This window comes from Streptomyces sp. NPDC051921, assembly GCF_040680975.1.
Classification (GTDB): domain Bacteria; phylum Actinomycetota; class Actinomycetes; order Streptomycetales; family Streptomycetaceae; genus Streptomyces.
Window position 1 is genome coordinate 80,848 of sequence record NZ_JBFAXU010000022.1, and the last position, 12,035, is coordinate 92,882.

The 12,035-nt window shown below is 72.4% G+C and carries 14 protein-coding genes and 1 riboswitch; of the genes, 8 read left to right on the forward strand and 6 right to left on the reverse strand.

The window, feature by feature from the left end:
• Positions 1-17: 17 nt before the first annotated feature.
• From thiE to AB0M16_RS26885, 3 genes are all read right to left on the reverse strand, one after another.
• Positions 18-668, reverse strand: coding sequence for a thiamine phosphate synthase (gene thiE, locus AB0M16_RS26875; RefSeq protein ID WP_365347237.1), 651 nt, complete (start codon positions 666-668; stop codon positions 18-20).
• Positions 669-763: 95 nt separating this feature from the next.
• On the reverse strand, positions 764-1,129 hold the full coding sequence (locus AB0M16_RS26880; RefSeq protein ID WP_365347239.1) for an Rv2175c family DNA-binding protein: 366 nt from the start codon (positions 1,127-1,129) through the stop codon (positions 764-766).
• A 42-nt stretch (positions 1,130-1,171) separates the two neighbouring features.
• Positions 1,172-2,365, reverse strand: a complete 1,194-nt coding sequence (locus AB0M16_RS26885; RefSeq protein WP_365347397.1) for an FAD-dependent oxidoreductase — start codon at positions 2,363-2,365, stop codon at positions 1,172-1,174.
• A 190-nt stretch (positions 2,366-2,555) separates the two neighbouring features.
• Positions 2,556-2,667: riboswitch (TPP riboswitch) on the forward strand.
• On the opposite strand from AB0M16_RS26885, the gene thiO reads away from it, so the two are divergent.
• The 6 genes from thiO (at position 2,665) to AB0M16_RS26915 (ending at position 8,442) form a co-directional block, all read left to right on the forward strand.
• A complete protein-coding gene (gene thiO, locus AB0M16_RS26890) occupies positions 2,665-3,828 on the forward strand; it encodes a glycine oxidase ThiO (protein WP_365347241.1) in 1,164 nt (387 codons plus the stop codon). It overlaps the preceding riboswitch by 3 nt.
• Entirely contained in the window at positions 3,825-4,085 is a 261-nt protein-coding gene (thiS, locus tag AB0M16_RS26895) for a sulfur carrier protein ThiS (RefSeq protein WP_365347243.1), read from the forward strand. Before thiO ends, thiS begins: the two co-directional genes overlap by 4 nt.
• 5 nt (positions 4,086-4,090) lie before the next feature.
• Positions 4,091-4,885, forward strand: coding sequence for a thiazole synthase (locus tag AB0M16_RS26900; RefSeq protein WP_365347245.1), 795 nt, complete (start codon positions 4,091-4,093; stop codon positions 4,883-4,885).
• Positions 4,886-4,985: 100 nt separating this feature from the next.
• Positions 4,986-6,875: a Stk1 family PASTA domain-containing Ser/Thr kinase gene (pknB, locus tag AB0M16_RS26905; protein ID WP_365347247.1), complete on the forward strand. Its 1,890-nt coding sequence runs from the start codon at positions 4,986-4,988 to the stop codon at positions 6,873-6,875.
• 6 nt (positions 6,876-6,881) lie between these two features.
• Positions 6,882-7,742: a deoxyribonuclease IV gene (locus AB0M16_RS26910; protein ID WP_365347249.1), complete on the forward strand. Its 861-nt coding sequence runs from the start codon at positions 6,882-6,884 to the stop codon at positions 7,740-7,742.
• 70 nt (positions 7,743-7,812) lie between these two features.
• The gene (locus tag AB0M16_RS26915; RefSeq protein ID WP_365347251.1) at positions 7,813-8,442 is read left to right on the forward strand and encodes a DUF4396 domain-containing protein; all 630 of its coding nucleotides are present in this window, start codon (positions 7,813-7,815) and stop codon (positions 8,440-8,442) included.
• A gap of 25 nt (positions 8,443-8,467) precedes the next feature.
• On the opposite strand, the gene AB0M16_RS26920 is transcribed toward AB0M16_RS26915, so the two are convergent.
• Complete coding sequence (locus AB0M16_RS26920) at positions 8,468-9,115, reverse strand: sulfite oxidase-like oxidoreductase (protein WP_365347253.1); 648 nt, start codon at positions 9,113-9,115, stop codon at positions 8,468-8,470.
• Between the two features lie 178 nt (positions 9,116-9,293).
• Between AB0M16_RS26920 and bfr the strand changes: the two genes are divergently transcribed.
• Complete coding sequence (gene bfr / locus AB0M16_RS26925; RefSeq protein ID WP_365347255.1) at positions 9,294-9,770, forward strand: bacterioferritin; 477 nt, start codon at positions 9,294-9,296, stop codon at positions 9,768-9,770.
• 31 nt (positions 9,771-9,801) lie between these two features.
• Here bfr and AB0M16_RS26930 read toward each other — a convergent pair whose 3' ends face one another.
• Both AB0M16_RS26930 and AB0M16_RS26935 read right to left on the reverse strand, forming a co-directional pair.
• Positions 9,802-10,065: a (2Fe-2S)-binding protein gene (locus AB0M16_RS26930; RefSeq protein ID WP_365347257.1), complete on the reverse strand. Its 264-nt coding sequence runs from the start codon at positions 10,063-10,065 to the stop codon at positions 9,802-9,804.
• A gap of 122 nt (positions 10,066-10,187) precedes the next feature.
• Complete coding sequence (locus AB0M16_RS26935) at positions 10,188-11,540, reverse strand: class II 3-deoxy-7-phosphoheptulonate synthase (RefSeq protein WP_365347259.1); 1,353 nt, start codon at positions 11,538-11,540, stop codon at positions 10,188-10,190.
• Between the two features lie 399 nt (positions 11,541-11,939).
• On the opposite strand from AB0M16_RS26935, the gene AB0M16_RS26940 reads away from it, so the two are divergent.
• Positions 11,940-11,999: a trp operon leader peptide gene (locus tag AB0M16_RS26940; RefSeq protein WP_365347399.1), complete on the forward strand. Its 60-nt coding sequence runs from the start codon at positions 11,940-11,942 to the stop codon at positions 11,997-11,999.
• Positions 12,000-12,035: the final 36 nt, after the last annotated feature.

The following is a 12,035-nucleotide window of genomic DNA, read 5'->3' on the forward strand; positions in this document are numbered from 1 at the left end:
TCCTGTCGCTGCGGTGCTCAGACGAGGCGCTCGCGGACCCGCTTGGCGAGGGAGGCCGTGGCGGCGGCCGGGTCGTCGGCCTCGGTGATCGCGCGGACGACGACGATCCGGCGGGCGCCCGCGTCCAGGACCTCGTCCAGGTTGGTCTCGTCGATGCCGCCGATGGCGAACCAGGGCCGGTCCTGGGCCAGGCCGGCCGCGTAGCGCACGAGGTCGAGGCCGGGCGCGTACCGCCCCGGCTTCGTGGGGGTGGGCCAGCAGGGGCCCGTGCAGAAGTAGTCCACGCCCGGCTCGGAGGCGGCCGCGGCCGCCTCCTCCTCGGCGTGGCAGGACCGCCCGATGAGCACGTCGTCGCCGAGGATCGCGCGGGCGGCCGGCACGGGCAGGTCGCCCTGGCCGAGGTGGAGCACGTCGGAGCCGATGGCGTGGGCGACGTCGGCCCGGTCGTTCACCGCGAGGAGCTTGCCGTGGCGGCGGCAGGCCTCGGCGAGGACGGCCAGGTGCTCCAGCTCCTCGCCGGCCTCCATGCCCTTGTCGCGGAGCTGCACGATGTCCACGCCGGAGGAGAGGACGGCGTCGAGGAAGGCGGGCAGGTCGCCCTGCCGCTTCCGGGCGTCGGTGCACAGATAGAGCCGGGCGTCGGCGAGCTGTGCGCGAGGCGTGGACATGATCGTTCCCCCCTGGTGGGTGGTGCCGGTGCCGGGCGGCCACGAGGGCCGGCCCGGCACCCGCGGGTGCTGTGGGACTGCTCGGCGAGCGTGCGTCAGACGGCGAGCGCCTGGGCGCGGCGCTTCACCTCCGTGCCGCGATTCTCGCCGAGGGCCTGCGCGGGGGTGCCGGGCAGGGTCGGGTCCGGAGTGAAGAGCCACTCCAGCATCTCTTCGTCGCTGAAGCCGTCGTCCCGCAGCAGGGTCAGGGTCCCGGCGAGGCCCTTGACCACCTTGTCGCCCTGGATGAAGGCGGCAGGCACCTGCAGCACCTTGCGCTCACCGCGGCGGACGGCGATGAGCTGGCCCTCCTTGACCAGCTGCCGCACGCGCGTCACCTCGACGTCGAGCATTTCCGCGATGTCGGGGAGGTAGAGCCAGGCGGGGACGAGAGCATCGGTCTTTGCGTCAATCTCGGTCACGTGACAAGCGTGCCATCCCGGACTGACAGTCGGTAGTCGGGCCTACCGGACTGCCGCCTTCAGGGGGACGGAGGGGTCGGCGGCCTTCGCCGGATCGAGTGGCGCGGCCTGCTCGATCAGCTTGCGCCCCTGGGCGAGGTCGCGGGGGCGGCCGACGGCGAGCAGGGCGATGAGCGCGTCCTCGCGCAGCCACAGCACCGTCCAGGCCTCGTCGGCCGGGTCGCCGCGCCACAGCAGGGTGTCGGCGGCGCCGTGGTGGCCCGCGTACTGGACGAAGCGGCCGAACTGCTCGGACCAGAAGTAGGGCACCGGGTCGTAGGGCGCGGCGGCCGCCCCGAGGATGTCGGCGGCGACGGTGCGGGGGCCCTGGAGGGCGTTGTCCCAGTGGTGGACGAGGAGCCGCTCGCCGTAGCGGGCGGAGGGAAAGGAGGCGCAGTCGCCGACGGCGTAGACGTCGGGCAGCGAGGTGCGCAGGCGGTCGTCGGCGGTGAGCGCGCCGCTCGGGTCGAGGGCGGCGCCGGAGCGCTCCAGCCAGCCGGTGGCGGGGCGGGCGCCGATGCCGACGACGACGGCGTCGGCGGGCAGCTCGCGCGGCGCGCCGGTGGCGCCGAAGTCCGTGGAGTCGGCGGTGAGGACCACCCTGCCCTCCTCGACGTGCTCCACGCGCGCGTGGAGCCGGAGTTCGGCGCCGCTCTCGGCGTACCAGGCGCCCATGGGGGCGGTGACCTCGGCGGGCAGGGCGCCGGCGAGGGGGCGGTCGGCGGCCTCGACGACGGTGACGGCGCAGCCTGCCTGGCGGGCGGCGGTGGCGAACTCGGCGCCGATCCAGCCGGCGCCGACGACGACGATGTCGTGGCGGCTCTCCAGGACGGGCTTGAGCCGGGCGGCGTCGTCGAGGGTGCGCAGCAGGTGGACACCGGGGACGCCCTCGCTGCCGGGCAGGGTGAGCGGGTGGGCGCCGGTCGCGACGACGAGCGTGTCGTAAGGGACGGGGCCGGTCTCCGTGTCGACCTCGTGGTCGGCGGCGCGCAGGCCGGTGACCTCGACGCCGAGGCGGAGTTCGACGTCGAGGGCCTCGAAGTCGACGTCGAAGGCGGAGTCCTCGGCCTTGCCGAGGAGGACGGCCTTGGAGAGCGGCGGGCGGTCGTAGGGCTGGTGGGGCTCGGCGCCGATGAGGGTGACGGGGCCGGCGAAGCCCTGCTCGCGCAGGGCGACGGCGGTCTGGACGCCCGCCATCCCGGCGCCCACGATCACGACGTGCCGTCCGGCCGGGCGCGGCGCCCGCCGCTCGTCCGCCGGTGCCTGCTGCTGCTCGCTCACTGTGTCCGCCTCCGCTCGCTCACCCGACCACCTTACGCATCTGACGGACCGTCAGGAAGGGAGGGGCCCTGTGGCGCTCGGTCGACGGCGGTTAGTCTGGCCGCCGTAAAGCACTCGCGGGAGCCCGGACGACCGGGCTGAGAGGGAGGCTGGCCGGCCTCCGACCGTACGAACCTGATCCGGGTCATGCCGGCGAAGGGAGGGGCTGGACGCCCATGTCGCGTACACGCACCACGTCTGACGTCCTCGTCATCGGGGGCGGCATCATCGGCCTGGTCACGGCCTGGCGGGCCGCGCAACGCGGACTGCGCACCGCCGTGGCCGACCCCGAACCGGGCGGCGGGGCCGCCCGGGTGGCGGCGGGGATGCTCGCCGCCGTCACCGAACTCCACTACGGCGAGGAGACCCTGCTCGGGCTCAATCTCGAGTCCGCCCGACGCTACCCCGGCTTCGTCGACGAGCTCGCCGAGGCCACCGGTCATGACGTGGGCTACCGCGCCTGCGGCACCCTCGCCGTCGCGCTCGACGCCGACGACCGGGCCCACCTGCGGGAGCTGCACGCCCTGCAGACCCGCTGCGGGCTGTCCTCGGAGTGGCTGAACGGCCGCGAGTGCCGCCGTCTGGAGCCCATGCTGGCCCCGGGCGTCCGGGGCGGACTGCGCGTGGACGGAGACCACCAGGTCGACCCGCGCCGGCTCGCCGACGCGCTGGTGACGGCCTGCGAGCGGGCCGGCGTGGTCTTCCACCGGGCCCTGACGGAGCGCCTGACGGTGGAGCGGGACCGGGCCCGGGGCGCCTCCCTGGCCGACGGCACCGCGCTCGACGCCGAGCAGGTGGTCCTGGCCGCGGGCAGCCTGAGCGGCCGGCTCGACGGCGTACCGGCGGAGGTCCTGCCGCCCGTGCGGCCGGTGAAGGGTCAGGTGCTGCGCCTGCGGGTGCCGCCCGCCTACGCCCCGTTCCTCTCCCGGACCGTCCGCGCGGTCGTCCGCGGCAGCCACGTCTACCTCGTGCCGCGCGAGAACGGCGAACTGGTCGTCGGCGCCACCAGCGAGGAGCTCGGCTGGGACACCACCGTCACCGCCGGCGGGGTGTACGAGCTGCTGCGCGACGCGCACGAGCTGGTGCCCGGCATCACCGAGCTGCCGCTCACCGAGACCCGCGCCGGGCTGCGGCCCGGCTCACCCGACAACGCGCCGCTGCTGGGCCCCAGCGCCCTGCCCGGGCTGCACCTGGCCACCGGCCACTACCGCAACGGGGTCCTGCTGACCCCCGTCACCGGCGACGTCATGGCGGACGCGCTGACCTCCGGCACGCTGCCCGACGAGGCACGCGCCTTCACCGCCCGCCGCTTCTCCCCCGCGCACCTGGAGCACGCATGAACGCGCCCCTGAACGAGTCCCCGAACGCCACCGCGCACGCGTCCGTGCGCGGCTCCGTGACCGTGTCCGTCAACGGTGAGGCCCGCACCCTCACCGGCCCCGTCTCCCTCGCCGCACTCGTGGCGACCCTCACCGCGGCGCCCTCCGGGGTGGCCGCCGCCCTCAACGAGACGGTGGTCCCGCGCGGCGAGTGGGCCACGACGTTGCTCGGCGACGGCGACCGGGTCGAGGTCCTCACCGCGGTGCAGGGAGGTTGAGCGCCATGTCCGACGACGTCTTCCCGCTCGGCGGCACGGATTTCTCGTCCCGCCTGATCATGGGCACGGGCGGGGCTCCCAGCCTCGACGTGCTCGAACGCTCCCTCGTGGCGAGCGGTACGGAGCTGACCACGGTGGCCATGCGCCGCCTGGACCCGAACGTGCGCGGCTCGGTCCTGTCCGTGCTGGAGCGGCTCGGCATCCGGGTGCTGCCGAACACGGCGGGCTGCTTCACGGCCGGCGAGGCGGTGCTCACGGCCCGGCTGGCCCGCGAGGCCCTGGGCACGAACTGGATCAAGCTGGAGGTCATCGCCGACGAGCGGACGCTGCTGCCGGACACGGTGGAGCTGCTCGACGCGGCGGAGACGCTGGTCGACGACGGCTTCGTCGTCCTTCCGTACACGAATGACGACCCGGTCGTCGCACAGAAGCTGGAGGACGTGGGCTGCGCGGCGATCATGCCGCTGGGCTCGCCGATCGGCTCCGGCCTCGGCATCCGCAACCCGCACAACTTCCAGCTGATCGTGGAGCGGGCCGGCGTACCGGTGATCCTGGACGCCGGAGCCGGAACGGCCTCGGACGCGGCGCTCGCGATGGAGCTGGGCTGCGCGGCGGTGATGCTCGCCTCCGCGGTGACCCGGGCCCAGGAGCCGGTCCTCATGGCGGAGGCCATGCGCCACGCGGTCGAGGCCGGCCGCCTCGCGCACCGCGCGGGCCGCATCCCCCGCCGCCACTTCGCGGAGGCCTCCTCGCCCCGCGACGGCCGCGCCCGGCTGGATCCGGAACGCCCGGCCTTCTGACCGCTCCGCGCGCCCCGGGGCCGCGGCCCGCGTCACAGCTGGGCTGCAGTCCCGGGGCGACGGGCGGGGGGCGGGTGCGGGCCCTCGTAGACTCGACGCCGTGGACACGACCCTTCAGGACCCCCTCGTCGGGCGGCTGCTCGACGGCCGCTACCGCGTCGACGCGCGCATCGCCGTCGGCGGGATGGCCACGGTCTACCGGGCCCTGGACACCCGGCTCGACCGGGAACTCGCGCTCAAGGTGATGCACCCGGACCTCGCCACGGACGCCGCGTTCGTGGAGCGGTTCATGCGCGAGGCCAAGTCCGTCGCCCGCCTGGCGCACCCCAACGTCGTCGGGGTCTTCGACCAGGGCGCGGACGGCGCCTACGTGTACCTCGCCATGGAGTACGTCGCCGGGTGCACCCTCCGCGACGTGCTGCGCGAACGCGGCGCCCTGCGGCCGCGGGCGGCGCTCGACATCCTGGAGCCGGTGCTCGCCGCGCTGGGCGCCGCGCACCGGGCCGGGTTCGTGCACCGCGACATGAAGCCGGAGAACGTGCTGATAGGGGACGACGGCCGGGTGAAGGTCGCCGACTTCGGGCTCGTCCGGGCCGTCGGCTCGGCCACCGACACCACCGGTGCCGTCCTCGGCACCGTCTCGTACCTCGCCCCGGAGCAGATCGAGCACGGCACCGCCGACACCCGCGCCGACGTGTACGCGTGCGGGGTCGTGCTGTACGAGATGCTCACCGGCGCCAAGCCGCACTCCGGCGACACCCCGGCCCAGGTGCTCTACCAGCACCTCAACACCGACGTGCCCGCCCCCTCCGGCGCCGTCCCCGGGCTCGCCCGGGAACTGGACGAGCTGGTGGCGAGCGCCACGGCCCGCGACCCCGAGCTGCGGCCGTACGACGCCGTCGCCCTGCTCGCCCAGGTCCGGGCGGGCCGCGCCGCGCTCGGCGACGAACAGCTCGACGCCGTGCCTCCGCAGGCCCGGGCCCAGGAGGGCGGCGGTGAGGACGACCGGACGTCGGTCATTCCGCGCGTGCAGCCCCTGCCCGTCGAGCACACCAGCCTGCTGCCCCCGCCGCCGCCCGCCGCCCCGGCGGCGTCCCGGCGGCGCCCGCGCGGGCCGCTGCTGATCGTCGCGGCCGTGCTGCTCGCGCTCGGGATCGGGACCGGGGTCTGGTACATCAACTCCGGCCAGTTCACCCGGGTCCCGGCCGTCCTCGGCCAGACCGAGGCGGAGGCCACGAAGCGGCTCGCGGACGCCGGGCTCGACGTGGGCACGACCGGGCGGGCGTTCAGCGACGTGTACGAGCGCGGCACGGTCATGGACGTCGACCCGGCACCAGGCGACCGGATCCGCGACAACGGCACGGTGACGCTGACCCTCTCCCGGGGACCGCGGATCGTGAAGGTCCCGAACCTCAAGGGCACCCCGCTCCCCGAGGCCAGGAAGCGGCTCGCGGACGAGGGGCTCGCTCCCGGGGTCGTCACGTACGCCTTCAGCGAGTCCGTCGCCCAGGGCGCGGTCATCAGCTCCGACCCCGAGCCGGGCACCGAGCGCAGCCCCGACTCGGCCGTCGCGCTGGTCGTCAGCAAGGGCGTGCCGGTCGACGTGCCGGGCGTGACGGGCGAGACGGTGGCCGACGCGACCGCCGCGCTCCAGGACGCCGGACTGAAGGTCGTCGTCGCGCCGGAGCGGATCAACTCGCCCGAGGACGTCGGCTCCGTCGCCGCGCAGTCCCTCGCCGAGGGCAGCCGCGCCGCCAAGGGCGACACGATCACCCTGACCGTCTCCAAGGGTCCGCGGATGATCGAGGTGCCCGACGTCGTCGGCATGTCGACGAGCGAGGCCAAGGCCGAGCTGGAGGGCGCCGGCTTCGAGGTGAAGGTCGAGAAGACCTTCCCGTTCCTCGGCGACACCGTCTCGGGCCAGTCCGTGGACGGTGGCTCGACCGCCGCCGAGGGCTCCACCGTCACGATCACGATCAAGGGACTGTAGGCACTCATGCGCGAACCCGTGCGCAACCCCGTCGGCGGCCATGTCCCGGTGGCCGGCGGCCTCGCCGCGACCGGGCTCGGCTACGCCCGCGAGCTCGGCGCCGAGACCGTGCAGGTCTTCGTGGCCAACCCGCGCGGCTGGGCCACCCCGACCGGCAATCCGGTCCAGGACGAGCTCTTCCGGGCCGCCTGCGCGGACGAGGGCCTGTCGGCCTGGGTGCACGCCCCCTACTTGATCAACTTCGGCTCGCACACCGAGGCCACCGTCGACAGGTCCGTGGAATCGCTGCGGCACTCACTGCGGCGCGGCCGGGAGATCGGCGCCAGGGGCGTGGTCGTGCACACCGGCTCCGCGACCGGCGGCCGGCCGCGGGCCGTGGCGCTGGCGCAGGTGCGCGAGCGGCTGCTGCCGCTGCTCGACGAGCTGACCCACGAGGACGACCCGGACCTGCTCATCGAGTCGACGGCCGGCCAGGGCTTCTCGCTGTGCTCGCGGGCGGAGGACTTCGGACCGTACTTCGACGCGCTCGACCGGCACCCGAAGCTGGGCGTCTGCCTCGACACCTGTCACATCTTCGCGGCGGGCCACGACCTGACGGGCCCGGACGGGGCGACCCGCACGCTGGACGAGCTGGTCTCGGTGATCGGCGAAGGACGGCTGAAACTGATCCATGCCAACGACTCCAAGGACGTCGTGGGCGCGCACAAGGACCGGCACGCGAACATCGGGGCGGGTCACATCGGCCAGGACGGGTTCCGCCAGATCCTGAGCCATCCCGCGACCGAGGGCGTACCTCTGATCATCGAGACGCCGGGCGGGCCCCAGGGGCACCGGGCGGACGTGGAGCTGCTGAAGAAACTCCGTTGAGGAATACCCTGGGGGGGTATACGGTTCCGTGAGTAGGCGGAACCGTACACCTGGCTTTGGGGGCATCATCATGCACGACGCACACGGTCACCACGAGCACACCGAAGCCGTCGCCCACGAAGGTCACCACGAGCAGCACCACCAGACGCACGCGGGCCACGACCACCACGATCACCACGCCCATCACCAGGAACACGGTGGACATCAGGGCCACCAGGAACACGGTGGGCATCCGCAAGGCCACCACCACCAGGGGCACGGCAAGGTCTCCTGGGCCATGGCCGCCCAGGCCACGCTGCACTGCCTCACCGGCTGCGCCATCGGCGAGGTGCTCGGCATGATCATCGGCACCGCGCTCGGCTGGGGGAACCTGCCGACGATGGCGCTCGCGATCGTCCTGGCGTTCTTCTTCGGCTACGCGCTCACCCTGCGCGGCATCCTGAAGGCCGGCGTGGACTTCGCGACCGCCTTCAAGGTCGCGCTCGCCGCCGACACCCTGTCCATCGCCGTCATGGAGATCATCGACAACGGCGTCATCGCACTCTGGCCGGGGGCCATGGACGCCCACCTGTCGGAGCCGCTGTTCTGGATCGTCCTGGCGATCTCACTCGGCGTCGCCTTCGTCCTGACCACGCCGGTCAACAAGTGGATGATCGGCCGCGGCAAGGGCCACGCCGTCGTCCACCAGTACCACCACTGAGGCGAACCGACGGGCGCGACGCCCGTCAGAGCTCAGGGCCGTCGCCCGGCTCCTCCTGGTACGAGTAGCGCTGCTCCGTCCACGGGTCACCGATGTTGTGGTACCCGCGCTCCTCCCAGAAGCCGCGCCGGTCGGCGGCCATGTACTCGACGCCCCGGACCCACTTGGGGCCCTTCCACGCGTACAGGTGGGGCACCACGAGCCGCAGCGGGAAGCCGTGCTCGGCGGTGAGCAGCTCGCCGTCCTTGTGGGTGGCGAAGATCGTGCGCTCGGACGCGAAGTCGGCGAGCCGCATGTTGGCGCTGTAGCCGTACTCCGCCCAGACCATCACGTGCGTGACCCCGGGCGCCGGCGGGGCGAGCTCCAGGAGCGTCCGGGCGGGCACGCCGCCCCATTCGGCCCCGAGCATGCTGAACTTCGTGACGCAGTGCAGATCGGCCACGACGGTGGCGAACGGCAGCGCGGAGAACTCCTCGTGGTTCCAGCAGCGCTTGTCGCCGTCGGCGGTCGCACCGAAGACCCGGAACTCCCAGCGGTCCGGCTTGAAGCGCGGAACGGGACCGTAGTGGGTCACCGGCCAGCCGCGCTGGAGCCGCTGCCCCGGAGGAAGATCCGACGCCGCCGCTGCTTCTTCCCGGCGTGCTCCGCCCTCCGGCTGACCCATGTCATCCATGGTGACAGACCGCGAGGGGTGGTCATGACCAGCCATGCCTCGACAACCCTGCGATATTCCGACAAATTAGGCAACCCATAGTAAGTCTGCACTTACTGGACGCCACCCATAAGCGCTGCAAGGATGCGGCCATCCTGCCCAGTGGCGGCACCGACATGCGTGGAAGGATCCTGAAGCGATGCAGGGCGACCCCGAGGTCCTCGAGTTCCTCAACGAGCAGCTGACCGGCGAGCTGACGGCGATCAACCAGTACTGGCTGCATTACCGCATCCAGGACAACAAGGGTTGGACGAAGCTCGCCAAGTACACCCGCGAAGAGTCCATCGACGAGATGAAGCACGCGGACAAGCTGACCGAGCGCATCCTCATGCTGGACGGCCTGCCCAACTACCAGCGCCTCTTCCACGTCCGCGTGGGCCAGACGGTCAAGGAGATGTTCGAGGCCGACCGCCTGGTCGAGGTGGAGGCGATCGACCGGCTGAAGCGCGGGATCGAGGTGATGCGGGCCAAGGGCGACATCACGTCGGCCAACCTCTTCGAGGAGATCCTGGCGGACGAGGAGCACCACATCGACTACCTCGACACGCAGCTGGAGCTGATCGAGCAGCTGGGCGAGGCACTGTACTGCTCGACGCTCATCGAGCAGCCGAGCTGACCCGAGGAAGCCTCCGCATCACCCGGACGGGCTAAGCGGCTTCCCGCAGCTCGGTCACCTCGGAGATCTCGGCGACCTCGGCCGCCAGGGCCGGCATGCCCTGGTCCACGAGCTCACGTCGCGGGCAGTTGCCGCGCCCGAGGATGGCCTGAATGCGTCGTACACACGAACCGCAGTCGGTACCGGCCTTGCAGGCCGAGGCTATCTGGCGGGGCGTGCAGGCACCGGCCTCCGCGTGCTCCTTGACCTGCTTCTCCGTGACTGCGAAACATGAGCAGACGTACACGCGGTTCACCTCCCGCCTAGACCGATAAGGCTAACCTAACCTTACCCGGCGGGTGAGTGGCGCAAAAGCCCTTCCTACGACGATGGGGCGCGGATCACATGGATCCGCGCCCCATCGTCGTAGGAAGCTCCTTACTGATCGCGGTACATCTCCGCGACCAGGAAGGCCAGGTCGAGCGACTGGCTGCGGTTGAGCCGCGGGTCGCAGGCCGTCTCGTAGCGCTGGTGCAGGTCGTCGACGAAGATCTCGTCGCCGCCGCCCACGCACTCGGTGACGTCGTCACCGGTGAGCTCGACGTGGATGCCGCCCGGGTGGGTACCCAGCTCCTTGTGGACCTCGAAGAAGCCCTTGACCTCGTCGAGGACGTCGTCGAAGCGACGGGTCTTGTGCCCGGAGGCGGCCTCGAAGGTGTTGCCGTGCATCGGGTCGGTCACCCAGGCGACCGTCGCGCCCGAGGCGGTGACCTTCTCGACCAGCTCGGGGAGCTTGTCGCGGACCTTGTCGGCGCCCATGCGGACGATGAAGGTCAGCCGGCCCGGCTCGCGCTCGGGGTCCAGGCGGTCGATGTACGTCAGCGCCTCGTCCACCGTGGTGGTCGGACCGAGCTTGATGCCGATCGGGTTGGCGATCTGCGAGCAGAACTCGATGTGCGCGTGGTCCAGCTGCCGGGTGCGCTCACCGACCCAGACCATGTGGCCGGAGGTGTCGTACAGCTTGCCGGTGCGGGAGTCGGTGCGCGTCAGCGCGCCCTCGTAGTCGAGCAGCAGCGCCTCGTGCGAGGAGTAGAACTCCACCGCCTTGAACTCGGCCGGGTCGGTGCCACAGGCCTTCATGAAGTTCAGCGCGTTGTCGATCTCCCGCGCGAGCTGCTCGTAGCGCTGCCCGGACGGGGAGGACTTCACGAAGTCCTGGTTCCAGGCGTGCACCTGGCGCAGGTCGGCGTAACCACCGGTGGTGAAGGCGCGGACCAGGTTCAGCGTCGAGGCGGAGGCGTGGTACATCCGCTTCAGGCGCTCGGGGTCCGGGACGCGGGCCTTCTCGTTGAAGTCGAAGCCGTTGACCGAGTCGCCGCGGTAGGTCGGCAGCGTCACGCCGTCGCGCGTCTCGGTCCCCTTCGAACGGGGCTTGGAGTACTGCCCGGCGATGCGGCCGACCTTCACCACGGGCACGGAGGCCGCGTAGGTGAGGACGGCGCTCATCTGGAGCAGGGTCTTCAGCTTGGCCCGGATGTGGTCGGCGGACACGGCGTCGAAGGCCTCGGCGCAGTCGCCGCCCTGAAGGAGGAACGCCTCGCCACGGGCGACGGCTCCCATCCGGGCGCGCAGCTGGTCGCACTCGCCGGCGAAGACGAGCGGAGGATACGACTCGAGGTCCGCGATCACATCGCGCAGAGCCTCGGCATCGGGGTACTCAGGCTGCTGCGCCGCGGGCAGGTCTCGCCAGGTCGCCTTGGCGACGGCGTGGGTATCAGCGTTCACGGTCACGTGGACCACAGTACGGGGTCTTCGCCCCGTCTCGTCCCGCTGCCCAGTGGCTGAGACACGGACCCGCCATCCGGACATGCGCCCGACACCTTCCGTGGGTTCGCGCGTTGACCGTAGCCGCGGCCGACCAGGTCGGCCGGGAGGCGTCGGGCGTCCTCTGGCTCTGCAAGGGCACCGGCGGCGCCACCGCAGACCAGGTCGGCCGGGAGGCGTCGGGCGTCCTCTGGCTCTGCAAGGGCACCGGCGGCGCCACCGCCCCCCACGCCACCCGGACGGGCGTCGGCCCCCGGCCGGCAGACGTACCACCTGATCGTCTGACACCGGTCCGCGACCGCGGCGCCCCGGTCCGCACCGTGGACCGGGGCGCGCGACGGACCGTCACCGCGCTACAGTGCCCCCATGTACACGCCCACCCAGACCCAGAACTGGTGGTGGACCGCTCATCCGGCGGCCCACTGACTGCGCGTACACGAAACCACGCGAAGGCCGCCCGAG